Annotated in this window: 21 protein-coding genes and 1 pseudogene; 18 read left to right on the top strand and 4 right to left on the bottom strand. The window is 69.1% G+C overall.

The genetic code is table 11. The features are described from left to right. The first annotated feature begins 28 nt into the window (after positions 1-28). Both rbfA and truB read left to right on the top strand, forming a co-directional pair. Positions 29-466 carry a 30S ribosome-binding factor RbfA gene (gene rbfA, locus E0H92_RS16240; protein ID WP_202873662.1) on the top strand — a complete coding sequence of 146 codons (438 nt, stop codon included), beginning with the start codon at positions 29-31 and terminating at the stop codon, positions 464-466. An 18-nt stretch (positions 467-484) separates the two neighbouring features. Further along, positions 485-1,375, top strand: a complete 891-nt coding sequence (truB, locus tag E0H92_RS16235; protein WP_202873661.1) for a tRNA pseudouridine(55) synthase TruB — start codon at positions 485-487, stop codon at positions 1,373-1,375. A 22-nt stretch (positions 1,376-1,397) separates the two neighbouring features. Here truB and E0H92_RS16230 read toward each other — a convergent pair whose 3' ends face one another. Beyond that, positions 1,398-2,408 (bottom strand): hypothetical protein, encoded by a 1,011-nt coding sequence (locus E0H92_RS16230; protein WP_131496822.1) that lies wholly within the window; start codon positions 2,406-2,408, stop codon positions 1,398-1,400. 165 nt (positions 2,409-2,573) lie between these two features. Between E0H92_RS16230 and E0H92_RS16225 the strand changes: the two genes are divergently transcribed. After that, positions 2,574-3,437, top strand: coding sequence for an LLM class flavin-dependent oxidoreductase (locus tag E0H92_RS16225; RefSeq protein ID WP_131496821.1), 864 nt, complete (start codon positions 2,574-2,576; stop codon positions 3,435-3,437). 39 nt (positions 3,438-3,476) lie between these two features. Next, positions 3,477-4,373: an NAD-dependent protein deacetylase gene (locus E0H92_RS16220; RefSeq protein WP_202873660.1), complete on the top strand. Its 897-nt coding sequence runs from the start codon at positions 3,477-3,479 to the stop codon at positions 4,371-4,373. 40 nt (positions 4,374-4,413) lie between these two features. Here the strand turns inward: E0H92_RS16220 and E0H92_RS16215 are convergent, their stop codons facing one another. Beyond that, positions 4,414-5,463: an SGNH/GDSL hydrolase family protein gene (locus E0H92_RS16215; protein ID WP_131496820.1), complete on the bottom strand. Its 1,050-nt coding sequence runs from the start codon at positions 5,461-5,463 to the stop codon at positions 4,414-4,416. A 119-nt stretch (positions 5,464-5,582) separates the two neighbouring features. On the opposite strand from E0H92_RS16215, the gene E0H92_RS16210 reads away from it, so the two are divergent. From E0H92_RS16210 to E0H92_RS16185, 6 genes are all read left to right on the top strand, one after another. Further along, a complete protein-coding gene (locus E0H92_RS16210; RefSeq protein ID WP_131496819.1) occupies positions 5,583-6,545 on the top strand; it encodes a bifunctional riboflavin kinase/FAD synthetase in 963 nt (320 codons plus the stop codon). A 116-nt stretch (positions 6,546-6,661) separates the two neighbouring features. Beyond that, positions 6,662-6,934 (top strand): 30S ribosomal protein S15, encoded by a 273-nt coding sequence (gene rpsO, locus E0H92_RS16205; RefSeq protein ID WP_131293203.1) that lies wholly within the window; start codon positions 6,662-6,664, stop codon positions 6,932-6,934. Between the two features lie 291 nt (positions 6,935-7,225). Further along, positions 7,226-9,454 carry a polyribonucleotide nucleotidyltransferase gene (locus tag E0H92_RS16200; RefSeq protein WP_131496818.1) on the top strand — a complete coding sequence of 743 codons (2,229 nt, stop codon included), beginning with the start codon at positions 7,226-7,228 and terminating at the stop codon, positions 9,452-9,454. Beyond that, positions 9,451-10,764: a M16 family metallopeptidase gene (locus E0H92_RS16195; RefSeq protein ID WP_131496817.1), complete on the top strand. Its 1,314-nt coding sequence runs from the start codon at positions 9,451-9,453 to the stop codon at positions 10,762-10,764. Before E0H92_RS16200 ends, E0H92_RS16195 begins: the two co-directional genes overlap by 4 nt. Positions 10,765-10,799: 35 nt before the next feature. After that, on the top strand, positions 10,800-12,191 hold the full coding sequence (locus E0H92_RS16190; RefSeq protein ID WP_131496816.1) for an FAD-binding oxidoreductase: 1,392 nt from the start codon (positions 10,800-10,802) through the stop codon (positions 12,189-12,191). Positions 12,192-12,352: 161 nt separating this feature from the next. Further along, positions 12,353-14,053 carry an ATP-binding cassette domain-containing protein gene (locus E0H92_RS16185; protein WP_238173453.1) on the top strand — a complete coding sequence of 567 codons (1,701 nt, stop codon included), beginning with the start codon at positions 12,353-12,355 and terminating at the stop codon, positions 14,051-14,053. Positions 14,054-14,309: 256 nt separating this feature from the next. Here the strand turns inward: E0H92_RS16185 and E0H92_RS45050 are convergent, their stop codons facing one another. After that, on the bottom strand, positions 14,310-14,501 hold the full coding sequence (locus tag E0H92_RS45050; protein ID WP_238173520.1) for an HNH endonuclease signature motif containing protein: 192 nt from the start codon (positions 14,499-14,501) through the stop codon (positions 14,310-14,312). On the opposite strand from E0H92_RS45050, the gene E0H92_RS45045 reads away from it, so the two are divergent. Beyond that, complete coding sequence (locus E0H92_RS45045; RefSeq protein ID WP_238173531.1) at positions 14,421-14,654, top strand: hypothetical protein; 234 nt, start codon at positions 14,421-14,423, stop codon at positions 14,652-14,654. The two genes, E0H92_RS45050 and E0H92_RS45045, sit on opposite strands and share 81 nt — an antisense overlap. Positions 14,655-14,715: 61 nt before the next feature. Here the strand turns inward: E0H92_RS45045 and E0H92_RS45040 are convergent. After that, positions 14,716-15,627 (bottom strand): annotated as a pseudogene (locus E0H92_RS45040) (DUF222 domain-containing protein); the annotation flags it as partial. 522 nt (positions 15,628-16,149) lie between these two features. On the opposite strand from E0H92_RS45040, the gene E0H92_RS16175 reads away from it, so the two are divergent. The 7 genes from E0H92_RS16175 to E0H92_RS16145 all read left to right on the top strand — a co-directional run bounded on the left by E0H92_RS16175 (position 16,150) and on the right by E0H92_RS16145 (position 25,046). Beyond that, entirely contained in the window at positions 16,150-17,634 is a 1,485-nt protein-coding gene (locus E0H92_RS16175) for an ABC transporter ATP-binding protein (RefSeq protein WP_131496813.1), read from the top strand. Further along, positions 17,631-19,385: an ABC transporter ATP-binding protein gene (locus tag E0H92_RS16170; protein ID WP_131496812.1), complete on the top strand. Its 1,755-nt coding sequence runs from the start codon at positions 17,631-17,633 to the stop codon at positions 19,383-19,385. The genes E0H92_RS16175 and E0H92_RS16170 overlap by 4 nt, the downstream gene beginning before the upstream one ends. A 281-nt stretch (positions 19,386-19,666) precedes the next feature. Then, the gene (locus E0H92_RS16165; protein ID WP_238153452.1) at positions 19,667-21,250 is read left to right on the top strand and encodes a peptide ABC transporter substrate-binding protein; all 1,584 of its coding nucleotides are present in this window, start codon (positions 19,667-19,669) and stop codon (positions 21,248-21,250) included. Further along, positions 21,247-22,173 carry an ABC transporter permease gene (locus E0H92_RS16160; RefSeq protein WP_131467758.1) on the top strand — a complete coding sequence of 309 codons (927 nt, stop codon included), beginning with the start codon at positions 21,247-21,249 and terminating at the stop codon, positions 22,171-22,173. Before E0H92_RS16165 ends, E0H92_RS16160 begins: the two co-directional genes overlap by 4 nt. Further along, entirely contained in the window at positions 22,166-23,062 is an 897-nt protein-coding gene (locus tag E0H92_RS16155) for an ABC transporter permease (protein WP_131467760.1), read from the top strand. Before E0H92_RS16160 ends, E0H92_RS16155 begins: the two co-directional genes overlap by 8 nt. Beyond that, entirely contained in the window at positions 23,059-24,060 is a 1,002-nt protein-coding gene (locus E0H92_RS16150) for an ABC transporter ATP-binding protein (RefSeq protein WP_131467762.1), read from the top strand. Before E0H92_RS16155 ends, E0H92_RS16150 begins: the two co-directional genes overlap by 4 nt. Beyond that, the gene (locus tag E0H92_RS16145; protein ID WP_131496811.1) at positions 24,057-25,046 is read left to right on the top strand and encodes an ABC transporter ATP-binding protein; all 990 of its coding nucleotides are present in this window, start codon (positions 24,057-24,059) and stop codon (positions 25,044-25,046) included. The genes E0H92_RS16150 and E0H92_RS16145 overlap by 4 nt, the downstream gene beginning before the upstream one ends. Positions 25,047-25,057 lie beyond the last annotated feature (11 nt).

The raw sequence follows: 25,057 nt of genomic DNA, 5'->3' as shown, positions 1-25,057 counted from the left end.
GTTGTTCATGATGAGGGAGTGAGCCCTGATGGGTGAAGCAAGGGCGAAGCAGCTGGCCGACCGGATCCAGGTGCTCGTCGCCGAACTGCTGGAGCGCCGGGTCAAGGACCCGCGGCTCGGGTTCGTCACGGTCACCGACGCGCGACTGACCGGCGATCTGCGCGAGGCGAGCGTCTTCTACACGGTGTACGGCGACGAGCAGGCGCGCGCGAACACGGCGGCCGCGCTCGAGTCGTCCAAGGGCTTGATCCGTAGCGAGGTCGGGAAGGCGCTCGGGTTGCGTCACAGCCCGAGCGTGGCGTTCTTCCTGGACGCCGTGCCGGAGAATGCCGGCCAGATCGAGGAGCTGCTCGAGAAGGCCCGGATGGCCGACGCCGAGGTGGCCAAGGCCGCCGCGGGCGCGAAGCCGGCCGGCGACGCGGACCCGTACAAGCACAAGGACGACGACGAGGACGAGCAGGACTGAGCAGGACTGAGTACTGCGTTGAGCTTTGACTTCACGCCGACGTCCGACGGGATCGTGGTCGTCGACAAGCCTGCCGGGCTGACGTCGCACACCGTCGTCGCCCGGATCCGCCGGCTGGCGGGGACCCGGAAGGTCGGCCATGCCGGCACCCTGGACCCGATGGCGACCGGTGTGCTGGTCGTCGGCCTGAACCGGGCGACCCGGCTGCTCGGCCATTTGCAGCTGGCCGACAAGTCGTACGACGCGACGATCCGGCTCGGCGCCACGACGACGACCGACGATGCCGAGGGTGAGATCCTCACCACCGCGGCGGTCGACGGCGTGACCGCCGAGGCGATCTCGACGGCCGTCGCGGCGTACCGCGGGGAGATATCGCAAGTGCCGTCGAAGGTGTCCGCGATCAAGGTCGACGGCAAGCGGGCGTACGAGCGAGTGCGCGCGGGCGAGGAGGTCGCCCTCAAGGCGCGCACCGTGACCGTCTCGCGGTACGACGTGCTGGATGTGCGGGTCGGCCCGGACGGGGTCGACGTCGACGTGTCGGTGGACTGCTCCAGCGGGACGTACATCCGCGCGCTCGCGCGTGACCTCGGCGCGGACCTCGGCGTAGGCGGTCACCTGACCGCGCTGCGCCGTACCAGGGTCGGATCCTTCGGTCTCGAGACCGCCCACACACTGGAGTCCCTGGCCGAGTCCTTCGACTGGCTCCCGATCGCGGACGTTGCCGCCGGCACCTTCCCGCGGTACGACGTCGACGACGCCCAGGCAGCCGCGATCCGCACCGGCCGCCAGCTCCCGGGCCTCGAGCTGCCTGCCGGACAAACCGCGATGTTCGCCCCCGACGGCACCTTCCTGGCCCTCTACGAGCCACACGGCCCGCTCGCCAAACCCACCGCAGTCTTCGTCAGCTGACTGCGGTGGGCGTCGGCGGGTCTCAGCCGGCGCAGCCGGACCAGAGGACGGCCCGGGCGAAGCCGTAGTCGCGGTCGCCCGCTGCGTCGTACGCCTGGCCGCGCTCGAACAGGTACTCGACCGTGTTGTAGCCGGCCGCGTTGATCTCGTACTGCGTCCCGTCCGGCCGCGCGACGACCGTCCTCCCGTCGTCGGTGAGGTACGCGACGTCGCCGGAGCCGTTCACCGCGTCGAGAATCTTCGGGAAGCTGACGCCCTGCGGAGTCCCCAGCTGCCAGCGACCACCGATCAGGCTGCCGTCGCTGAGGGTCTGGATACCGATCATCCAGTTGCCGCGGATGCCGGTCAGCGAGACGTCCGCTCCGGCCTCGCCGCTGACCGGCACCGGGGTGGCGTCCCAGTGCTTCCAGACGATGCCGGTCTCGCCCGCGTCGTTCCAGGTGCTGCCGACGATCACACCGTTCTCGTTGATGTCGACGGCGTACGCCGATGCACTGGCGCGCAGCAGTACCGGCTTCCCGCCGGCGGGCCACACGATCGGGACGGTCCGGTCCGCGACGCTGTCGAAGCCGTACCCGACCACGTCGCCGCGATCGTTCAGCGCCCTGGCGGTGAGCCCGGCCGTGTGCGCCGGAGCCTTGAGTTTCCGGACCGTGCCCTGGGAGTACAGCCAGAGTTGTCCGGCGCCGGCGGCGTCCCAGGTCTCGCCGAGGACGGTGCCGTGCTTGTTCACGTCGAACACGGTGGTGCGGTCGCCTGCGAGGGGCTCGAGGACCTGCGGTTCGCCCCCGTCGGTCCAGAACAGCGGGCGCTGGGTCCCGACATCGTCGATCTGGACCGAGCCGACCTGGTAGCGGCCGGTGGAGTCGGACGCGTTGAGACTCGCGAAAACGTTGCTCGGCATCCCGGCCGGCAGGCGGAGTTCGGTCGCTACGCAACTGGACGACTGCGCGGCGGCCGGGGAGATCCCGGTGATCACAGAACCGGCCAGCACGGCGGAAATCGCCACCGCGGCAGACCGGAGGACGGACATCTGCACAACAACCCCCTGGACAGAAGATCTGGGCCCGGGCCGGCGTGACCGCACCCGGAGGACAGGTGTTCGTCTACCTCGATGCAGCGCTCAGGTGATTGGTTGTCCGTGATTGGTTGTCCGGGCGGCGGTTGTTGTCGGTGGCGCCGCGTAGCGTGCTGGACCATGAGATACGGGTTTGTGATGGCGTACGGCGATGCGCGGGACGCGGCCGAGCTGGCGGTGATCGCCGAGCAGCACGGATGGGACGGGTTCTTCGTGTGGGAGTCGATCTGGGGGATCGACGCCTGGGTCATGCTCGGGGCGGCGGCGATGACGACCGAGCGGATCCGGCTCGGGACGATGCTCACGCCGCTGCCGCGCCGAAAACCGTGGGACGTGGCGGGACAGGTCTCGACCGTCGACAACCTGAGCGGCGGCCGGGTGACGCTGGCGGTCGGCCTGGGGGTGACGGGCGACGACCGGTTCTGGCTGTTCGAGGACGATCCGGGGCGGAAGGTTCGGGCCGAGCTGATGGACGAGTCGCTCGCGATGCTCCAGCAACTGTGGCGGGACGAGCCGTTCGACTTCGCCGGCAAGCATTACCGGTCCCGGAAGGTCGCCGAGCTGATGCCGCCCGCGCCACCGCCGCCGGTGCAGCAACCGCGGGTCCCGACCTGGGTGGTCGGCGGCTGGCCGCGGCCGAAGTCGATGCGTCGTGCGGCGCTCCAGGACGGCTGGCTGCCGAACTACGCGCCGATCCTCGCGCCCGGTGAGCGGCCGGGTGAACTGACCCCCGACCTCCTCGCCGAGGGCGTCGCCTGGATCCGGAAGGAACGCGCGGCGCACGGCCTCACCATGGACGGGTACGACGTGGTCGCCGAAGGCACGACCCGCGCCGACGACACCAACGCCGCCGACACGGTCCGCCCGTGGGCCGAAGCCGGCGCCACCTGGTGGATCGACGCAGACTGGTCCTCGATGGACCGGGACGTAGTCCGCGAAGCCGCCGAACGCCGCCTCAAAGCCGGCCCACCCCGCGTCGACTGAACCGCCACGGAGCACTCAGCGGGCACGTACCCTGGAGGGGTGCGTTCTCGTCCGACGTTGGAGTGGGCCCCCGGGCCTGAGGTGCTGGCGTTGGCGCCGGGGGCGACGGATGTCGGGCCGGTTGCGCGGACCGTGGCTGCCGGGCGGGTCGTCGTACTGAGTGGGGCAGGGATCTCGACCGAATCGGGGATCCCGGACTACCGCGGCGAGACCGGCAGTCTGCGGACGCACACGCCGATGACGTACGGCGACTTCACCGGGAGCGAGGCCGCGCGGCAGCGGTACTGGGCGCGCAGCCATCTCGGCTGGCGCACGATCGCCCGCGCCGCCCCGAACGACGGCCACCGCGCCGTCGCGGCCCTCCAGGCGCGCGGCCACCTGAGCGGCCTCATCACGCAGAACGTCGACGGCCTGCACCAGGCGGCCGGTGCCCGCGACGTGATCGAACTGCACGGCAATCTCGACCGGGTGATCTGCCTCGGCTGCGGTACGACGTCCGCCCGCGAGGTCCTCGACCGTCGGCTCCGCGCCGCCAACCAGGCGTTCACGGCCGAGGCGACCCGGATCAACCCGGACGGCGACGTCGAACTCCCCGAGGACGTCGTACGGACGTTCACCGTGGTCTCCTGCACGGTCTGCGGCGGCGTCCTCAAACCCGATGTGGTGTTCTTCGGCGAGAACGTCCCGAAGGCCCGCGTCGAGCGCTGCTACCGGCTGATCGACGAGGCGAACGCCGTCCTCGTCCTCGGCTCGTCCCTGACCGTGATGTCCGGGTTCCGCTTCGTCCGGCACGCCGCCAAGGCCGGTACGCCGGTCCTGATCGTCAACCAGGGGCTGACCCGCGGCGACCCGTACGCGACGTACCGCGTGGATCTCCCACTGGGGCAGGCACTCACGGACCTACTGGAAGAAGCCAGCGGGCCGAGCCACGCGTGAGGTGGCCCGGCCCGTGGTCCGCGATACGGATTGGAAAGGGTCAGCGTTGCGCGCTGGTCCGTACGCGGTTCAGGGAGGCCTCGAGGGCCTTGGGGGAGAGTGCCGTTCGGGGTGACGCGGCGGCCTGCTTCGCCAGCTTGCGCGCCTGCGCGGCCCACGAAGCCTGCTCGGCGGCGGTGACGACCGGCTGCGCGCCGGTGAGGGTCTTGTAGGTGAGCGCGGCCATACCGGCCTCGCCCTCGAAGCGCGGGTGGTAGTTGAGCGCCCGCAGCAGGTTGATGTCCTTGCCCTGGATCCACGCCTGGCCGTCCGGGGCGCAGGCGTCGTGCCCGGTGGACGGCCCGAAGGTGTCGACGTACGTCGCTCCGCCGGCCGCCGCTGCTCCGGAGACGGCCGCGTTCAGCGCCTGCTCGATCGAGTACAGGTACGCGTAGTCGCCGTCGGCGAACGGGAGGATCGACGGGCAGGTCCCGCGCTCCGGCGCGATCTTCGGGTACCCGACCAGCACGATGGTGGCCTGCGGAGACCGCGCCCGGATGCCCTGGACGACGACCGCGATCCGGGTCTGGGTCTGGGCGATCTTGGCCTTCAGCGTGTCCACGCCGTCGACCGTGAAGTGCGCCTTGCAGGGCGCGCCCGTCGGATCGGAGGCGCGCAGGCCCGGGCAGGTGCCGATGATGTCGCCGAAGACGCCGAAATCGTTCCCGCCGATCCCGAGCGTCACCAGGTCCGTGTCCGGCGTCAGCGCGTTGAACTGCGGGGCTGCGGTACCGAGGATCGTGCCCTGCGGCTGGGTCATGTTCGTGGTGTCGGCGCCGCCGCAGCTCACGTCGGTGAACCGGTACACGCCGAGCGCCCCGGCCAGCAGCTTCGGGTAGTTGCTGTACGAGCGAGCGCACCCGAGGGACAACACGTCGGCCAGCGGGACGAACGGCGCGGACGTGTACGAGTCGCCGAGCGCGACGTACTTCGAGAAGCCGGTGGACGTCGTGGAGTTCGGCGCGGCGGTGGCGCCAGTGGCGGCAGCGGCAGGTAGACCGGTCACCAGCGCGAGTGCCGCGCAGACCGCAACCAGACGGCGTAGCTTCACAAGACCTCCCCAGGCTCATCCAGTGCGCGGCCCACCCTAAGTTGAGTCACTGCACGATTACAAGGGGTGATCGTGGACCTGATGGAAGCAATCGGGCGGGGGCATGGAATCCTGCTCTCATGCGTGTCTGGCATGGATTGGACGAGGTGAGCCCGGGCTTCGGGCCGACCGTCGTCACCATCGGCAACTTCGACGGCGTGCACCGGGGTCACCAGGAGGTGCTCGCGCACGCCCGCGCGCGAGCGGCCGAGCTGGGGGGACTGCCGGTCGTGGCGATGACCTTCGACCCGCACCCGATGCGGGTCCTGCGGCCCGACCACGCGCCGCTGCAGCTCACTGATCCCGCCCGGCGCGCCGAGCTGCTCGGCGAGGCCGGCGCTGACGCGGTGCTGATCCTCCCGTTCACCAAGGAGGTGTCGCACTGGTCGCCGGAGGAGTTCATCGAGCGCACGCTGGTGAACGCGCTGCACGCGAAGGCGATCGTGGTCGGTGAGAACTTCCGCTTCGGCCACAAGGCGGCGGGGCACGTGGACACGCTCGTCGAGGCGGGAACGCAGTACGGCTTCCAGGTCGAGGGGCTGAGCCTCGCGGGGGACGAGCAGCCCTGGTCGTCGACGTACGTGCGGGAGCGGCTCGCCGACGGTGACGTCGAGGCTGCCGCGGAGGCGCTCGGCCGTCCGCTGCGGGTCACCGGCGTGGTCGTCGAGGGCGACAAGCGCGGCCGCGAGCTCGGCTACCCGACCGCGAACATCCCCGCCGACCCGGGCGCGGCGGTCCCGCAGGACGGTGTGTACGCCGGGTGGCTCACCGTGCTGACGGCGGCGCCGGGCGCTCCGGCGTACCCGAATCCGCTGCCCGCGGCGATCAGCGTCGGCAGCAACCCGACCTTCGACGGCGTGGACCGCCGGGTGGAGTCGTACGTGCTGGACCGCGACGACCTCGAGCTGTACGGCGCGACGGTGGCGATCGATTTCGTCGCCCGGCTGCGCGGGACGCAGATCCGGTTCGACAGCATCGACGAGCTGCTGGTGCAGATGAAGGCCGACGTCGACGGGGCGCGCGGCCTGCTGACCGGTGATTAGGGTGACGCGTCCACGGACTGATACGCTGGCTGCTGCCGTCTGAACGGCCGCGGATCGAGAGTGCTCGGGTGAAGAATGCCCCGGTGCGCCGCGCAACGGAAATCGAGAGGAATCCTGTGTCATCTGTTGATGCCGCAACGAAGAAGAAGATCATGGGCGAGTACGCCCTGACCGAGGGCGACACCGGGTCCCCCGAGGTCCAGGTCGCGCTGCTGACCTACCGGATCAGCCACCTGACCGAGCACCTGAAGGAGCACAAGCACGACCACCACAGCCGTCGTGGCCTGTTGCTCCTGGTCGGCCAGCGCCGCCGGCTGCTGAACTACCTGGCGAAGAAGGACATCAACCGCTACCGGTCCCTGATCGAGCGGCTCGGCCTTCGCCGATGACTTCGCGAGGAGCGGCCCCCGAAACTCGGGTGGCCGCTCCTGGCGTATCCACGCCCTGTCGTGGAACAACTGAAGACAAAACTGAATACAGAAGCACGTAAGACGTACGAGGCGACGCGAAGCGCGTGGCGGGACCACGACCGGTCCTCGGTAGTGGCTTTCGGGACTGTGCCAGATTTTCTGGAAAGACCCGCGGGCCTCGATCGAAGACCGGCATCCCGGAAGCTCGCGCCTCGCAGTCGTCACACTGTGAGAGAGGGGTATCCCGTGTCGGGATCCACACGTGCGCCCATGGAGGGCGCCGAATTCGCTGAGGCCGTCATCGACAACGGCAGCTTCGGCACCCGCACCATCCGCTTCGAGACGGGCCGTCTGGCCCAGCAGGCCGCCGGCTCCGCCGCCGCCTACCTCGACGGCGACACGATGGTGCTGTCGGCCACCACGGCCAGCAAGAAGCCCAAGGACCAGTTCGACTTCTTCCCGTTGACGGTGGACGTCGAGGAGCGGATGTACGCCGCGGGCCGCATCCCGGGCTCGTTCTTCCGCCGGGAGGGCCGTCCTTCCGAGGAGGCCATCCTGACCTGCCGGCTGATCGACCGCCCGCTGCGGCCGTCGTTCGTGTCGGGCCTGCGCAACGAGATCCAGGTCGTCATCACGGTCCTGGCGCTGAACCCGGACAAGCTGTACGACGTGCTCGCGATCAACGCGGCCTCGATGTCGACCCAGCTGGCCGGCCTGCCGTTCTCCGGCCCGATCGGCGGCGTCCGCGTCGCGCTGATCAACGGCCAGTGGGTGGCGTTCCCGACCCACACCGAGCTCGAGGACGCGGTCTTCGACATGGTGGTGGCCGGTCGCGTGACCGAGACCGGTGACGTCGCGATCATGATGGTCGAGGCCGAGTCGACCCCGGGCACCTTCGAGAAGGTCGCCGCCGGCACCCAGGCGCCGACCGAGGAGATCGTCGCCGAGGGCCTCGAGGCCTCCAAGGCGTTCATCAAGGCGCTGGTCGAGGCGCAGGCCGACCTGGCCGCGCGGGCCGCGAAGCCGACCGGTGAGTTCCCGGTCTTCCCGGACTACGCCGACGACGCGTTCGCCGCGGTCGAGGCCTCGGCGAGCGAGGAGCTCGCCCAGGCGCTGACCATCGCCGGCAAGCACGAGCGCGAGGACGCCACCGACGCGGTCAAGGCCGCCACGGTGGACAAGCTGGCCGCCGACTTCGAGGGTCGCGAGAAGGAGCTGTCCGCGGCCTTCCGCTCGCTGACCAAGAAGCTGGTCCGGCAGCGGGTGCTGAAGGACAAGGTCCGCATCGACGGCCGCGGGCTGGCCGACATCCGGCCGCTGAAGGCCCAGATCGGCGTGCTCCCGCGGGTGCACGGTTCGGCGCTGTTCGAGCGCGGCGAGACCCAGATCATGGGTGTCACCACGCTGAACATGCTCCGGATGGAGCAGCAGCTGGACACGCTCTCCCCGGAGACCCGCAAGCGCTACATGCACAACTACAACTTCCCGCCGTACTCGACCGGTGAGACCGGCCGGGTCGGGTCGCCGAAGCGCCGCGAGATCGGTCACGGCGCACTGGCCGAGCGGGCCCTGGTGCCGGTGCTGCCGTCGCGCGAGGACTTCCCGTACGCGCTGCGTCAGGTGTCCGAGGCGCTCGGTTCGAACGGTTCCACCTCGATGGGTTCGGTCTGCGCCTCGACGCTGTCGCTGCTGAACGCCGGTGTGCCGCTGAAGGCCCCGGTCGCCGGTATCGCGATGGGCCTGATCTCGGGCGAGGTCGACGGCGAGACGCAGTACGTCGCGCTGACCGACATCCTGGGCGCCGAGGATGCGTTCGGCGACATGGACTTCAAGGTCGCCGGAACGAAGGACTTCGTCACCGCCCTGCAGCTGGACACCAAGCTGGACGGCATCCCGGCCAGCGTGCTGGCCGGCGCGCTGACCCAGGCCAAGGACGCCCGCCTGACGATCCTGGACGTGATGGCCAAGGCCATCGACGCGCCGGGTGAGATGAGCGAGTTCGCGCCGCGGGTCATCTCGGTGAAGGTCCCGGTCGACAAGATCGGCGAGGTCATCGGGCCGAAGGGCAAGATGATCAACCAGATCACCGAGGACACCGGCGCCGACATCTCGATCGAGGACGACGGCACCGTGTACATCGGCGCGACCGACGGCCCGTCGGCCGAGGCGGCCCGGGCCGCGATCAACGCGATCGCGAACCCGACCATGCCGGAGAAGGGCGAGCGCTACCTGGGCACGGTCGTGAAGACGACCAACTTCGGTGCGTTCATCAGCCTGCTGCCGGGCAAGGACGGGCTGCTGCACATCAGCAAGCTGCGTCCGCTGGCCGGCGGCAAGCGCGTCGAGGCCGTCGAGGACGTGCTCTCGGTGGGTCAGAAGCTGCAGGTCGAGATCGCCGAGATCGACGACCGCGGCAAGCTCTCGCTGATCCCGGTCATCGAGGGTGACGAGAAGTCCGAAGAGAAGTCTGCAGAGAAGGCTGCCGAGTCCGCCGAGTGATTCGAGCAACCACCAGCACGCTGCTGAGCCCGGAGGCGGGCGGTCCGGTGAAACGGACCGTCCTGCCCTCCGGGCTTCGTGTGCTCACCCAATCCGTCCCGGGCTTCCGATCCGTCACGTTCGGAGTCTGGGTCGGCGTCGGCTCCCGGGACGAACCGGAGCAGCTGGCCGGCGCCACGCACTTCCTCGAGCACCTGCTGTTCAAGGGCACCGAGCGCCGCGACGCGCTGGAGATCTCCGCCGCGATCGACGCGGTCGGCGGCGAGATGAACGCGTTCACCGGCAAGGAGTACACGTGCTACTACGCACGGGTACTGGACACCGACCTGCCGCTCGCGGTCGATGTCGTCTGCGACATGATCACCTCCGCCACGCTCACGAACGCGGACGTGGAGAGTGAGCGCGACGTCATCGACGAAGAGATCGCGATGCACGCCGACGAGACGTCGGACCACATTCATGACCTGTTCGCGGAGCAGCTGTGGGGCAGGTCCCCGCTCGGGCGTTCGATCACCGGTACGCCGGAGTCGGTCGCCGGGCTGTCCCGCCAGCAGGTCGTGGGCTGGTACCGGCGCCGCTACAAGCCGTCCAACATCGTCGTGTCGGTGGCCGGCAACGTCGACCACGCCGACGTGGTCCGCCTGGTCCGCAAGGCGTTCGAGCGGCACTGGGTGACGGCCGAGGCCGAGCCCGCCGCTGTACGACGTGGTGCGGGCAAGACTGTTCCGACGTACGGCGGGGTGCAGGTGCACCACCGTGACGTCGAGCAGGCGCATCTGGTGCTCGGGATGCCGGGGCTGGTCCGGAGCGACGAGCGCCGGTACACCGCCGGCGTACTGCACGGGATCGTCGGCGGCGGGATGTCGTCGCGGCTGTTCCAGGAGGTCCGGGAGAAGCGCGGGCTGGCGTACTCGGTGTTCACGTTCGGTTCGGCGTACGCCGATGCGGGCATGGTCGGCGTGTACGCGGGCTGCCTGCCGAAGAAGGCCCCCGAGGTCCTGGACGTGATCCGCGGCGAGCTCGAGGCGATTGCCCGCGGCAACATCACGCCCGACGAACTGCTCCGCGGCAAGGGGCAGATGCGCGGCTCGGTCGTGATGGGCCTGGAGGACACCGGCGCCAAGATGACCCGGATCGCGAAGGCCGAACTCGTGTACGGCCAGCTCCAGACGGTCGACGAGATCCTGCACCGCATCGACTCCGTCACGCTCGATGACGTCACCGCGCTGGCCGCCGACCTGTACGCCGGCACTCCCGCCCTGACCGTGATGGGCCCGTTCGACGAGGGCAGCACGGCCTTCACGCTCTGACGTGCCGGGCGCATACTGGCGCCAAGGGGGCGGTTATGAGCACCATCGCGGCGGATGTCCATGCACTCAACGAGTTGGCCACGGACTTTCGTGGCGACCTGATCCGGCCGGGCGATCCGGCGTACGACGATCAGCGGAGGGTCTGGAACGGGTCGATCGACCGCCGGCCCGGGCTGATCGCGCGGTGCACCGGGGTCGCCGACATCCGGTCGGCGCTCGCGTACGCGCGGCGTACCGGCGGGCCGGTCGCCGTGCGGGGCGGCGGTCACAGCTTCCCTGGCCACTCCACGTGTGACGGCGGAACGCTGATCGATCTCGGCCTGTTGAAGGGCATCCGGGTCGATCCGGTACGGCGTACCGCGCGGGCGCAGGCGGGTGTGCTGCTCGGGGAGCTCGACCGGGAGACCCAGGCGTTCGGCCTGGCCACGCCGTCCGGGATCGTCACGCACACCGGTCTGGCCGGGCTCACGCTGGGCGGCGGGATCGGCTGGCTGATGCGCAAGTACGGGCTGAGCATCGACAACCTGCTCTCGGCCGACGTGGTCACGGCCGACGGCGAGCTGGTCACAGCCTCCCCGGACGAGAACGCCGACCTGTTCTGGGGGATCCGCGGCGGTGGCGGGAACTTCGGCGTCGTGACCGAGTTCGAGTTCCAGCTGCACCCGGTCGGGCCGATCGTGTACGGCGGCCTGGTCGCGTGGCCGATGGACCTGTCGCCGGAGCTGATGCGCTTCTACCGGGACTGGATCACTGGTATCCCCGACGAGCTCACCACCGCGGTGATCCACCGCCGGCTGCCGTCCACGCCGTCGATCCCGCCCGAGCTGCACGGCCGGTCCGTGGTGGCGGTCGTCGCCTGCTACGCCGGGCCGGTCGAGGACGGCGAGCGGGTAGTGGCCCCGCTGAAGGCGTTCGCGCCGCCACTGCTGGATCTGGTGAAGCCGCAGCCGTACCTGGACCTGCAGGCGATGCTCGACCCCGGATTCCCGCACGGCCGCTGGTACTACATCCGCGCCGGCGACGTGGCCGAGCTGTCCGACGAGGTGATCGACGTGGCCGTGGCCCGCGGTCACGCCATCGATTCGCCGTACACCGCGTACCCGATCTTCCACCTCGGCGGCGCGATCTCCCGGGTACCGGCCGACAGTACGCCGTTCGGCGGCCGGGCGAGCGGGCATACCTTCAACTTCGTCGGCGCGACCGATGGGCCGGAAGGTTTCGAGGCGCAGCGCGAGTGGGTCCGCGATTCCTGGCGCGCCCTCGAGCCGCACCTGACCGGCGTCTACCTCAACTTCCTGAGCAACGAGGGCACCGACCGGATCCGCTCCGCGTACGGCGCCGCGACGTACGACCGGTTGCAGACGCTCAAACGCAAGTACGACCCCGGCAACCTGTTCCACCTGAACCAGAACATCCCACCGCACTGACCGTCTTGCGGTAGGTTGAAGCGAAGACGTCATACGTGATCTGCCACTGGATCCCTGGATGCACGGGCTGGGCCTGCTTGCTGGGATGACACGCAATTTGCGGCCGACGCGATCCGCGCTGGAACACCGGCGCGGCTCCGGCCTGCCTTGCGAGGATCCTCGTGCTCGACGCGTTCCGTACTGCCCGTGAATCACTGATCGACGCCCTCCGGGCCACCCCGGGATGGCTCGCGACGTACTCCGTTCTCCAACTACTGCTGGCTGTTCTGCCCGGCGCCCAGGTGGTGCTGATCCGCGACCTGGTCGACAGCGGTGACCTCTGGCGTCCGCTGCTCGGGCTGACCGTGGTGGTCGGGGCGATGTTTCCGCTGACCCAGGTGTCGAACGGCGTCGGCCAGCGGATGATGCTGCGTCTCCGGCTCGAACTGCGGATCGAGCTGGCCCGCGTCGCCGCCCGGCTGAGCCCGAGCCGGCTGGCCGATCCCAGTACGGTCCGCGACCTGGAGGCGAGTCAGACCGCGACGCACCCGATGAGTGACGTGGCCGGCAAGCCTGTGCAGCTGCTCAGCGCGGCGGCGACGTCCGGGGTCCTGTGCGCGGCGATCGCGTCGATCAACCTGGTCTCGGGGCTGCTGGTGCTCGCGGCGCTGGCTCCGACCGTTCTCGCGTTCACGGTGATTTCGCGGATGGAGGCGAAGGGCTGGCCGCGGGTCGCCGAACATGACCGCAAGGCGGCGTACGCGACCGAGCAACTGATCCAGCAGCGTCCCGGGACCGAGTTGGCGGTGCTGGGATCGGGGTGGAAAGTGGCCGGCCTGGTCGCGGGCAGCCGGGCGTCGGCGACCTGGGTCCTCGATCGGATGATCCGTACGGCGGTGTTGTGCGAACTGGGTGCCGCGCTGGTCACTGTGGTGCTGTTCGGCGGTGCACTGGTGGCGTTGGTCCGCGGCGGTGCGACCGGGGGAGCGGCGGCTGCGGCGGTGGCCGGGACGATCACCGGGCTGAACGCGATTCGGCAGTGTGGCTACGCGTTCGGCAGTATCGTCACCGCGGCTCCGCAGGCCGCGATCTACCGCCGGTTCGTGCGGAGTACGTCCGTCGGCCCGCGTCGCGCGGTGGTCCGCCGCGTCGATTCCGTTGCCTTGGACAACGTCACGTTCTGGTACCCGGGCGCTGCTGAGCCGACCCTTCGCGACGTGTCGATCGAGGCCCGCCGCGGCGAAATGATCGCGTTGGTCGGCGTGAACGGGGCCGGCAAGTCGACGGCGATCAACGTGCTGGTCGGTGCCTTGAGCCCTGACGGCGGGCGGGTGCTGATCGACGGCACCGACGCCGACGGGCTCGCCGAGGACGAGCGGCTCGCGCACTTCGGCCTGCTGGTGCAGGAGTTCGGGCGCTTCGAGTTCACGCTCCGGGACGCCGTCGGCCTGGGTGCGCCGGAGGCTGTCACGGATCAGGAGCTCCGCGACGCGCTGACCGGGACCTTCGCCGCCGGCCTCCCGCTCGACACGCAACTCGGTCAGCAATGGGGCGGCACGGGAATCTCCGGCGGGCAGTGGCAGCGGCTCGCACTGGCGCGGATCCGGCTCCGCGACGCTGGCGTCTGGATCCTCGACGAGCCGACCTCCGCGATCGACGCCGAGGCGGAGCACGAGATCTTCACCGACTTACGCCGTACCAGCGCCGACCGCATCACGATCGTGGTCTCGCACCGCGCCTGGACCCTGCGCGCGATGGACCGCATCTACGTCATCGACGACGGCACCGTCGCCCAGCAAGGAACATACGACGAACTGATGGCCGACCCCACGAGCCGCTTCGCCCGCCTCTTCGCCACCCAAAACCTCACCCATACTGGGTAGGTCCGGGCGCGGGGTTGGCCATGGTGTGCCTGGGCCGTGTGTCCGGGAGCGGGTGACGTCAGAAAGTCGGACGGTGTGCCGAGGCCGGCCGGTGGTTATGGCGGAGGTGCCGGCCTCCCAGGTGTGAACTGGGCGGGTCCGGCTCTCAGCGTGGTATGGGCCGTGTTGCCTAGGCCGTGTGGGCATGGCGGAGGGCCGGGCCGCCCAGGGGATGTGGGAGGATCCCGGCTCTCGGCCGTGGGACAGGCCGTGTCGCCTAAGCCGTGTCGCCTAAGCCGTGTCGCTGAGGGGGTGGGTCGGGGTCGGACCAGGTGGGGCGGGTGATGGTGGGGTGGCCGTTGGTGAAGGTGATGGTGAGTCGGCCTTGGTGGACGTTGATGTGGTCGCGTTTGCAGAGCAGGGCGAGGTTGTGGAGGGAGGTGGGGCCGCCGTCGGCCCAGTGGGTGATGTGGTGGGCTTCGCAGATGGCGGGTGGTGCGCCGCAGGCGATGCAGCCTTTGTCGCGGGCGTTGAGGGCTTGGCGGATGGCGCGGGTGACGAAGCGGTGTTCGGCTCCGACGTCGAGGGGTTCGGAGTTGGAGCCGAGGACGAGGGGGGATGATGCCGGCGTCGCAGGCGAGTCGCCGTACAGCCGCAGCGGAGAGCGTGCCGCCGTGGACGAGGTCTCCGCGACCGCGGATCCCGAGGACTCCGAGGCCGGAGCCGCCCAAGCCGACTGAGTTGCCGGGGTTGCCGGGGTTGCCGGGGCCTTCTTGGCCGGCTGGGGCGCCGGGGGTGTTGGTGGCGGCTTGGAGGTCTTTGAGGTCGATGGTGACGGTGATGTGGGGTTTGATGTCGCCGTGGCCGGGGACGGCGGTTCCGGCGCCGGCGGCGGTGGTGAGGATGCCGGTGAGGGCGTCGGCTTGTCGTTTGCTGCGGGGGCGCGGGTCGCGTTCACCGTCAGGGGTTTTGTGCGGTTTGGCGCCGGCGAAGACCAGCGTCTGGAAGAGTTCGGCGTTCTCGTTGGCGAGGTAGCCGCCGAACGTGACGCCGCGGTCGGCGGGCTTGAGCCAGAGTGCCTCGCGCGAGGACGCGTCGTCCTCGTTGTCTGGGTCGTGTGAGGGTTGGGGGCCGTCGGTGTCGAGGCGTGCGCGTACTTCTTGGCCGAGGGTGCGTAGGTCGGGCGGCGCGAGGAGGTCGGCGGCTTCGACCATGGACTCCTCCGCCACGCGGAGGTCCTCGACGGGTACGCGGGCCGAGACCGGGACTTTCTCAAGTGCGGTGACGATCGCGGCGGCTTGTTCGAGGGTGATCGTCGGCTGGGCGCGGTCGGCCTCGGTCGGGCGTCCGGTGCCGAGAGCCGCGGACACGGCTGGGTACTTGTGCAACGCGCGGGCGAGGCGCAGGTCCCGGCGTACGTCGGCGGGATCCTGGCGGTAGCGGACGGAGAGGAGCTGGACGGTGTCGCGGGCGCCGAGTTCTTGGGCGTGACCGTCGGTGTCGAGGCCGGCGGTCAGGTGCAGGCAGCGGACTTGGAGACGGGCGATTTCGGCGCGTGCTGCGTCGAGAGCGGTCAGCTTTTCGCTGCTGCTCATCGACCAGACCGGCCGTTCGTCCAGAATCGCCATACCCAAGATCCTAGACATACCCACCGACGGTTTTCGACCCGCACATCCCTTATCTGCAAGGGATTTCGCTGATCCACAGAAACAAGAATCACATCGCTCGATTGCCGGAAACGGATATACACGCTCGCCTCGGCGCCGTGGTTCGACGACCGGCAAGTACGGGCGCTCGGCCGCGCGAACCGGCGGGTGTTGTTGACTTAGGGGGTGGCCGGACTTTGGCGGTTTGCATCTGTTGCCTGGGGCGCGGGTCGAGGGCTGTCGGTTCTTGTGGTGGGCATGGTTGTGGTGGCGGCTGCGGCGCCGTTGGGGAGTGTGGTGGCGCTTGGGCAGGCTGTTGCCGGGGTCGCTCGGGGGGACAGGGGGTATGCGGTCGGGTGGGCTGTCGTGGCCGGGGCGTGTTTGTTGTTGCAGTGGCTTGGTGGTGCGTTGCAGCGGGCGGCGGCGACTGCCTTGGGGGAGCGGGTCGACGCGCTGCTGCAGCATGAGTTGATGAGGGCTGTGGCCGCGCCCAGCGGCGTCCGGCACTTGGAGGATCCGGCGACGGCCGCGCTGGTGGAGGTCGGGCGGGACACCTTGCGGGCGGACTGGGCGCGTCCTGGCCGGCTCGCGAGCACGATCGGCGGGCTGGCCACCGGGCGGATCATTCTGCTGGCCTCGGGCATCATCCTCGCCGGATTCCATTGGTGGCTCGGCGCGGGTCTGCTCGTGGCCGGTGTCTGGGCGGCGTACGAGGACCGGGTCGCGTCCCGTACCGAGGCAGGGCACCACTACGGCGCGTCGGAGTCGGCCCGCCGGATGCGGTACTTCAACGACCTGGGAACCACCCCGCCGGCCGCCAAGGAGATCCGCCTGTTCGGGCTGCCGGAGTTCGTCGTCAACAGGCACGGGGAGACCTGGGCCGCGACGATGCAGCGGGTCCTGACCCCGGCGGGCCGTCGTCCGCTGATCGCGACCGCGTTCCTGGGCGTTGTCGTGCTGGGCGGCATCGTGCTCGTGGTTCGCGAGGCGGTCGCCGGCCGCCTCGCCGCCGGGCCGACGGCGACGTACGTCCAGACGTTCCTGGTCGCGTTGGGCGGCATCCAGCAGTCGTCCTGGTCCGGCCTGCAGACCGAACTCGCCCTCGCAACCCTCGACCGGTACGACGAGGCGATGCGAGCGATCGCCCCGGCAGCCGCGCCCGCTGGCCGTGGATCGAAGCCCGCCACTGGGATGCCGCAGCGGGAGATTGCCCTTCGCGGGGTGTCGTTCAGCTACCCGGGCACCAGCCGAGAGGTACTGCGTGATCTCGACCTGGTGATTCCGGCGGGGCAGTCGCTCGCGGTCGTCGGCGCGAACGGTGCCGGAAAAACCAGCCTCGTCAAGCTGCTCTGCGGACTGTACGAGCCGACGCAAGGATCCGTAGCGATCGACGGACTCGACCTGCGGGAGCTCGACCTCGACGACTGGCGGCGCAGACTGGCGGTTGTCTTCCAGCAGCCCGTGCGGTTGCCGATGTCGGCGTACAGCAACATCCGCTTCGGCCGTGCTGATGCCTCGCCGGACAGGGCAGTTGATCGGGCAGGTGCGAAGACCATCGTCGAGGCACTGCCGAACGGCTGGGACACAGTCCTCTCGGCGGAGTTCGACGGCGGTGTCGAACTGTCCGGCGGCGAGTGGCAACGGCTGGGCCTGGCAAGAGCGCTGTACGCCGTCCAGCAGGGCGCATCCGTACTGGTACTGGACGAGCCCGCCGCGCACCTGGACGCCCGATCCGAGGCCGAGCTGTACCGGCGGTTCCTCGACCTCACCGCAGGGCTCACGACGATCCTGATCTCGCATCGTTTCTCCACCGTGCGCCAGGCATCCTCGATCGTCGTCCTCGACGAAGGCAGGGTGATCGAGCAGGGATCGCACGACGAGTTGCTCGCGCGCGACGGAACCTACGCGCACCTCTTCCGCCTGCAGGCGGCTCGCTTCGACGGAGGCCCGGCATGAAGTCATGGGTCGCCACGGCGCGTTTGCTGATCGGGCTCGGCTGGGAGATCGGCCCGGGCCTGTTCACCCTCTACACCGTCGTCACGATGTCGAGTTTCGTCAGCCCGCTGCTCGTCGCGCTCGGCGTACGGCCGTTGGTCGACGGCGTGGTGTCCGGCGAATCCCGACAGGTAGTTGCCGGAGGCATCGCGGTTGCCGTCGGACTGACCTTCGTGCTGGTGGCGCCGATCGGCTATCGCTGGGCGACGATCCGGATGCGCGAGCGCTCCAGCTTCGTCGCCGAGCGCCGGGTACTGAGGCTGGCCGCGGGCGCCCCGCAGATCCAGCACTTCGAGCGGCCCGAGTTCCTGGACCGGCTGCAGACGCTGCGACGGGAGGCGCCGGACCTCGCGGACAGTGTCACGATGCCGTTCATCGGCCTGTTCGTCGTGGCCCAGCTGGTGATCAGCACCGTTCTGCTCGCGGACCTCAAGCCGGTGCTGGCGGTGCTCCCTCTGGTCGCGATTCCCTCGCTGTGGTTGAGCCGCCGGGCCGAACGGATCCGTCGCCGGTCGGAGCTGGACGCGGCACCGCACCGCCGGCTCGCGCAGCAACTGTTCATGCTGTCGGTCGCGCCCTCGTCCGCACAGGAGTTGCACGTCGCGTCGATGGGCGACGAGCTCTTGAGACACCACCGCGAAGCAGCGGACAAAGCCAACACCATCGCTCACCGGGCGCTCCTACGATCGGTCCTGATCGGGTCCGTCGGCTGGTCCGTGTTCCCCCTCGCGTACGTCGGCGCGCTGGTGCTGATCCTCAACGAGTCAAACGTGACCCCGGGCGACGTGGCCTTGGCGCTCGCCCTGGCCGGCGCCGTGGTGAGTGCGGCGAACCGAGTTCTCGACCTGGCCGGCACCGTACTGCGGGTGCGCACCACGGCCGAGCACTACTTCTGGCTCGCTCACCAGGCCCACCCGGAACCAGGCACCGCGCCGACGCCGGATCGCCTCCTGCACGGCATCGAACTCAAACACGTCACCTTCGGGTACGGCGCGGACGATCGCCTCGCGCTGCCCGGTACCGACCTGTTCCTCCCCGCCGGGCAGACGGTTGCGATCGTCGGCGAGAACGGCGCGGGCAAGTCGACCCTGGTCAAGCTCCTCACCGGCATGTACCGGCCCGCCACCGGTGCGGTGCTGATCGACGGAGTCGACCTCGCCACCATGGACCTCGACCAGTACCGGCAGAAGGTCAGCGCCGGTTTCCAGGACTTCGTCAGGTACCAGCTCACCGTCGGCGAGGCCGTCGCGGTGGGCGGACTGTCCGAACCGCCGGACCAGGTGCGGACGGCCCTGAGCAAAGCGGACGCAGGCTTCGTGGACACCCTGCCGCAGGGCGTCGACACCCAGCTGGGTACGTCGTGGACCGACGGCGTCGAACTGTCCGGCGGGCAATGGCAGAAGCTGGCTATCGCCCGCGCACTCGTCCGTCCGGCGCCGTTGCTGGTCGTCATGGACGAGCCGAGCGCCTCGCTGGACCCGCAGACCGAGGCGGCCGTGTTCGACCGTTTGGCCGCCGAAGCGCGGGCCGGACGGGCCGACGGGCGGATCACGTTGCTCATCTCACATCGCTTCTCAACAGTGCGCTCCGCGGACCTCATCGTGGTACTGGACAACGGCCGGGTGACCGAGCGCGGTACGCACGACGAGTTGATGGCGGGCAACGGAACGTATGCCGAGCTCTACCGTCTGCAAGCAGCCGGCTACCGGTAAGTGCGCAACTGTGCGCAGAGGCGAGTTTTGCCCAGATCTGACCTGTCATCAGATGACTCTGAGGAACTGATCTGATTAAGTGGGGGCTCGCGCCGTCGGCGCGTGCTGGTCATCTGAGGTCTTGGCAAAGTAACGCCTGAGTTACGCGCCGCCGCTTTGCGCCTGACAACGTTGACATGTGCAGTTTCGACCAGCCACCATGACGCTTGATCCGCCCGCCTAGCGGCCCTCCCGCCGAGGAAGTTGGTTTGACCGTGCGACGTCTGACTGGGGTAGTGGGGGTGGCACTCGGACTAGCTCTGGTGCTCGCCTCGTGTGGAGACGGCAAGAGCAGCGGCTCCGGCAGCGGCTCCGGCAGCAAGAGCGAGGTCATCGCGATCGCTGCCGACCCGCTGGAGTACATCAACCCGCTGAACGAGAACGGCAGTCCGGGCATCCAGGTCGCGATGGCGATGTTCGCCCCGCTGGTGACCACGGACCCGGAGACCGGCAAGCTGCAGAACGTGATGGCCGACTCGGTCACGCCGGACAAGACCAGCCAGACCTGGACGATCAAGCTGAAGGCCGGCAACACCTTCCAGAACGGCCAGCCGCTGACCGCGAAGGACTACGTGGACAGCTGGAACATGACCGCGATGGGCTCGAACGCCTGGAAGAACAACGGTTTCTTCTCCAAGGTCGACGGGTACGACGCCCTGAACCCGCCGACCCCGGACGGCGCCACGCCGAAGCCGACCGCGGTGAAGACGCTCAGCGGACTCAAGCAGATCGACGACCTGACCTTCTCGGTGAAGCTCAAGGTCCCGTTCTCGCAGTTCGGCCTGACCCTGCAGTACCTCGGTCTCGCGCCGCTGCCCGAAGAGGTGCGGAAGAACCCGGACGCGTACAAGCGCAAGCCGATCGGGAACGGCCCGTTCAAGCTCGCCGCCGACTGGAATGCCGGTGACGACATCAAGCTGGCCAAGTGGGACGGCTACAAGGGCTCGCCGGTACCGCAGGCCGACGAGATCACGTACCGGTTCATTCCGAACGCGGACACGGCGTACAACGAGTTCCTGGCCGGCAACGTGGACTTCGTCGACGTACCGTCGACCAAGGTGAAGAGCTTCAAGACCGATGCCCCGGACCAGTGGGTGACGAGCATCAGCTCCGGTGCGAACTACCTGGTGATCCCGGCCTGGGACCCGCGGTTCAAGAACCCGAAGCTGCGGCACGCGTTCTCGGAGGCGATCGACCGGAAGGCGTTCGCAGACCTCGTCGGGCTGTCCGAGCCCGCCAAGGGCCTGGTCGCGCCGGATATGGCCGGGTACCGCGACAACGCCTGCAAGTATTGCGATTTCGACGCGACCAAGGCCAAGCAACTGCTGCAGGAGGCCGGCGGTTTCTCCGGGACGTTGAACATCAACTACAACACCACGTCGGCGACCGGCCAGATCTTCGCCGAGGCGATCGGCAACATGCTCCGCCAGAACCTCGGCCTGCAGGTGAAGTACACCGGCAAGCAGGGTTCGGAGATCACCGAGCTCGCGGACTCCCACAAGCTGGACGGGCTGCGCTTCAGCGGCTGGGGTCACGACTACCCGTCGATCGAGGACTACCTGACGCCGATGTTCAAGTCCAACGGTGACGCCAACTTCGCCCAGTACTCCAACCCGGCGCTGGACGCCGTACTGGCCAAGGGCGACGCCGAGCCGGACCCGGAGAAGGCGATCAAGCTGTACCAGCAGGCCGAGGACATCGCGCTCGAGGACATGCCGCTGATCCCGCTGTACACGAAGTCGAACGCGTACCTGCACTCGGCCAAGATCGAGCCGCGCGTCTCGAAGTACGTCGGCGTATCGGCCCTCTGGGCCACGTTCAAGTGATCCGTTTCGTCCTGCGCCGCGCACTGGCGGCGGTACCGATCGGTGTGCTGGTGACGCTGGGGGTCTTCGCGCTCGTCTTCGCGATGCCCGGGGACCCCCTGCGGGAGCTGGCCGGTGACAAGCCGATCCCGGCCGCGGTGCTGGCCGCCAAGCGCGCGCAGTACCACCTGGACGATCCGTTCATCGTCCAGTACCTGCTGAGCATGAAGGACATCCTCACCGGCCACTTCGGTACGACGTTCGCGGGCGCGGACATCGCCGACCAGCTCCGGCTGCGGATCCCGGTGACGCTGAAGCTGACGCTGCTGGCGAACGCCGTCCAGTGGACGCTGGGACTGTTCTTCGGTATCTACGCCGGTTTCAAGCGCAACGGCTGGGTCGACCGGTCGCTGCTGCTGGTCACGCTCGTGCTGCTCGCGGTCCCCGGACTGGTGGCGTACTTCGCCGCGCAGTACCTGTTCGGGGTCGAGCTGAAGTGGTTCCCGGTGTCCGGTGTGCTGGAAGGGTTCCCGCGCTCGTACGTACTGCCCGCGCTGGTGATCGGCGTACTGGGTTTCGCCGGCCTGGCCCGGCTGCTGCGGACGTCGATCGTGGAGACGGTGAACGCCGACTTCGTGAAGACCGCGCGGGCCAAGGGGCTCGGCGAGCAGCGGGTGCTCTGGCGGCACATCCTGCCGAACGCGCTGCTGCCGGTGGTCACGTTCATCGGGCTCGACCTGGCCGGCATGTTCGGCGGCGCGATCATCACCGAGAGCATCTTCAACCTGCCGGGGCTCGGCCAGTTCATGTTCCAGGCGATCAAGCTGAAGGAGGGTGGTGTCGTGGTGCTGCTGTCCACGCTCGCGTTCATCTCGTTCATCCTGATCAACCTGCTGATCGACCTCCTGTACGGCGTCCTGGATCCGAGGGTGCGCAATGTCTGATGTCCAAGCAGTGGTCGGTGCCGAAGCACAGGAGCTCGGCGACGGTCGTACCTTGTCCAACCGCGAACTGCTCCGGGCGCTGCTGCGCAAACCGCAGTTCGTCCTGTGCAGCCTGCTGTTGCTGGTGTTCTTCGCGATGGCGGCGGTGCCGAAGCTGTTCACGTCCGCCGATCCGCGGTTCTGCGAGCTGGCCAAGAGCCGCCAGGGACGCGGTCCGGGACACCCGTTCGGGTTCGACATCCAGGGCTGCGACTACTTCGCGAACGTCATCTACGGCGCGCGGCCGTCGGTGCTGGTCAGTATCTGCGCGAGTTTCGGAGTGTTCGTGCTGGCGGGCTCGCTCGGCCTGCTGGCCGGGTACTTCCCGGGCTTCGTGGACGGCCTGATCTCGCGGACCGCCGACGTGCTGTTCTCGATCCCCGGCATCGTGGTGCTGATCGTGATCCTGAACTCGGTCGCGAACCGGAGCATCTGGATCATCGTCGGCGTCATCCTGCTGATCGGCTGGCCGGGCGGGATGCGGCTGATGCGGGCCACGGTCTTCTCGGTCCGTAACCGCGAGTACGTGCTCGCGGCCCGGTCGATCGGCGTACCGCCGGTGCGGATCCTGCGCAAACACGTGTTCCCGAACGCGATGGCGCCGCTGCTGGCGATGACCACGCTCGGCATCGGCGGCATGGTCGGGCTCGAGGCCGCGCTGACGTTCCTCGGGGTCGGGCTGCAACCGCCGTCGATCTCCTGGGGCTCGCAGTTCGGCGTCGCGGCGTCGTACCGGGACACCCCGCACCTGTTCATCTGGCCGGCGTTGTTCATCTCCACGATGACGATCTCGTTCATGATCATCGGCGACTCCATCCGGGACGCCCTCGACCCGAAACTCATGCGATGACTGCTACTGGCGAAGTACTGCTCAAGGTCGACGATCTGACCGTGGAGTTCGACACGCCGCGGGGTCCGGTGCGGGCCGTGGACGGGGTGTCCTGGCAGGTGCGGGCGGGGGAGATGCTGGCGATCCTCGGCGAGTCCGGGTCCGGGAAGAGCGTCTCGACGCAGGCGCTGACCGGGATCCTGGAGATGCCGCCGGGCCGGATCGTGTCCGGTACGGCGGAGTACCGCGGCGCGGACCTGATCCAGATGACCACCAGGGAGCGGCGCCGGATCGTCGGCGACCGGATCACGATGGTGTTCCAGGACTCGCTGTCGGCGCTGAACCCGGTGCAGTCGGTCGGGACCCAGATCGCCGAGTGCTTCCGGGTGCACCGCGGGATGTCGAAGCGGGACGCTCTGAAGAAGGCCGCGGAGATGCTCGACCAGGTACGGATCCCGGCCGCGGCGAAACGCGTCGGCGACTACCCGCACGAGTTCTCCGGCGGGATGCGGCAGCGCGTGATGCTGGCGATGGCGCTCGCGCTCGATCCCGACGTACTGATCGCCGACGAGCCGACCACGGCGCTCGACGTGACTGTGCAGGCGCAGATCCTGGAACTGATCGCCGAACTGCAGGCCGAGCGGGACATGGGCGTGGTGCTGATCACGCACGACCTCGGCGTGGTGTCGGACGTCGCCGACAACGTCGTGGTGATGTACGCCGGTCACGTGGTCGAGCGGGCCGCGACCGCGGAGGCCCTCGAACGTCCCGTCCATCCTTACACCGAAGGCCTGCTGGGCTCGATGCCGTCGGCCGAACTCAAGGGCCGCGAGCTGCCGACCATCCCCGGTACGCCGCCGTCGCTGCGGGCGATCCCGTCCGGCTGCGCGTTCCGGACCCGGTGCCCGATCGCGATCGACGACTGCGCGGCCGAGGTGCCGCCGTTGCTCACCGTCGCGCCGGGGCGGGATGCCGCGTGCATCCGGCGGACGTCGCTGGCCGCGAAGGAGGCCGTATGAACGAGTTGCTGACGGCAACGAACGTGGTGAAGCACTACGACATCAGCCCGGCGCTGAACTTTGGCGCCAAGACCATCGTCCGCGCGGTCGACGGCGTCGACCTGACGTTGCGCAAGGGCGAGTCGCTCGGCATCGTCGGGGAGTCCGGTTGCGGAAAGTCGACGCTCGTGCGGCTGCTCGCCGCGCTGGAGAAGCCGACGTCGGGCCGGATCGAGTACGGCGGTGTGGACGTCAGCAAGCTCCGCGGCCGCGAGCTGCGGCGCTGGCGGCGCAACGTCCAGGTGGTGTTCCAGGACCCGTACTCCAGCCTGAACCCGCGGATGCGGGTCGGCGAGATCGTCGCTGAGCCGTTCCAGGTGCACCCGGACGTCGGCAAGAAGGTCGAGATCCGGTCCCGGGTGCGCGAACTGCTCGAGCTGGTCGGTCTGCGCCCCGAGGACGAGACGAAGTTCCCGCACCAGTTCTCCGGCGGCCAGCGGCAGCGGATCGGGATCGCGCGGGCGATCGCGCTGAACCCCGACGTACTGCTCTGCGACGAACCGGTCTCGGCACTCGACCTGTCGGTGCAGGCGCAGGTGGTGAACCTGTTGATGCGGCTGCAGCGCGAGCTCGGCCTGAGCATCATCTTCGTCGCCCACGACCTGTCCGTGGTCCGGCATGTCTCCGACCGGGTCGCGGTCATGTACCTGGGCAAGGTCGCCGAGCTGGGCGAGCACCAGCACGTGTACGACGTACCCGCGCATCCGTACACGCAGGCGCTGCTGTCCGCCGAGCCGGGTCTGGCCCGGCAGGGCCGGCAGCGGATCGTGCTGGCCGGAGACCCGCCGTCGCCGGTGCTGCCGCCCTCAGGTTGTCGATTCCACACAAGGTGTCTGCGGGCGGAGGCCAAGTGCAGTACCGACGTACCGGAGCTCCGGGAGATCAAGTCCGGCCAGACCGTCTCGTGCCACTTCGCGGAGGATGCGCAAACCGCCTACGCAACATAGCTTTTCGGTGA

This window comes from Kribbella speibonae, from assembly GCF_004331375.1.
Lineage (GTDB): Bacteria > Actinomycetota > Actinomycetes > Propionibacteriales > Kribbellaceae > Kribbella > Kribbella sindirgiensis.
This window is presented reverse-complemented; position numbering and strand designations above follow the sequence as displayed.

What these genes read in the sequence shown, in the direction of transcription:
- rbfA (WP_202873662.1), top strand. Translation starts at nt 29, where the DNA reads ATGGGTGAAGCAAGGGCGAAGCAGCTGGCCGACCGGATCCAGGTGCTC.
- E0H92_RS16230 (WP_131496822.1), bottom strand. Translation starts at nt 2,408, where the DNA reads ATGTCCGTCCTCCGGTCTGCCGCGGTGGCGATTTCCGCCGTGCTGGCC.
- E0H92_RS16200 (WP_131496818.1), top strand. Translation starts at nt 7,226, where the DNA reads ATGGAGGGCGCCGAATTCGCTGAGGCCGTCATCGACAACGGCAGCTTC.
- E0H92_RS16225 (WP_131496821.1), top strand. Translation starts at nt 2,574, where the DNA reads ATGAGATACGGGTTTGTGATGGCGTACGGCGATGCGCGGGACGCGGCC.
- E0H92_RS16145 (WP_131496811.1), top strand. Translation starts at nt 24,057, where the DNA reads ATGAACGAGTTGCTGACGGCAACGAACGTGGTGAAGCACTACGACATC.
- E0H92_RS16190 (WP_131496816.1), top strand. Translation starts at nt 10,800, where the DNA reads ATGAGCACCATCGCGGCGGATGTCCATGCACTCAACGAGTTGGCCACG.
- E0H92_RS16210 (WP_131496819.1), top strand. Translation starts at nt 5,583, where the DNA reads ATGCGTGTCTGGCATGGATTGGACGAGGTGAGCCCGGGCTTCGGGCCG.
- E0H92_RS16150 (WP_131467762.1), top strand. Translation starts at nt 23,059, where the DNA reads ATGACTGCTACTGGCGAAGTACTGCTCAAGGTCGACGATCTGACCGTG.
- E0H92_RS16170 (WP_131496812.1), top strand. Translation starts at nt 17,631, where the DNA reads ATGAAGTCATGGGTCGCCACGGCGCGTTTGCTGATCGGGCTCGGCTGG.
- E0H92_RS16175 (WP_131496813.1), top strand. Translation starts at nt 16,150, where the DNA reads ATGAGGGCTGTGGCCGCGCCCAGCGGCGTCCGGCACTTGGAGGATCCG.
- E0H92_RS16155 (WP_131467760.1), top strand. Translation starts at nt 22,166, where the DNA reads ATGTCTGATGTCCAAGCAGTGGTCGGTGCCGAAGCACAGGAGCTCGGC.